At 55.7% G+C, this 271-nt stretch carries 1 rRNA gene; it reads left to right on the forward strand.

Annotation, left to right across the window (positions count from 1 at the left end):
* Window positions 1-271, forward strand: a 23S ribosomal RNA gene (locus R0J87_RS20565); the annotation flags it as partial.

The raw sequence follows: 271 nt of genomic DNA on the forward strand, positions 1-271 counted from the left end.
CGGAAAGACCCCGTGAACCTTTACTACAGCTTGGCACTGAACATTGACCCTACATGTGTAGGATAGGTGGGAGGCTTCGAAGCAGGTACGCCAGTATCTGTGGAGCCGTCCTTGAAATACCACCCTTGTCGTGTTGATGTTCTAACGTCGCCCCGTTATCCGGGGTGCGGACAGTGCCTGGTGGGTAGTTTGACTGGGGCGGTCTCCTCCCAAAGCGTAACGGAGGAGCACGAAGGTGGGCTAATCACGGTCGGACATCGTGAGGTTAGTG

Source organism: Halomonas sp. SIMBA_159, assembly GCF_046536035.1.
GTDB lineage: Bacteria > Pseudomonadota > Gammaproteobacteria > Pseudomonadales > Halomonadaceae > Vreelandella > Vreelandella venusta_A.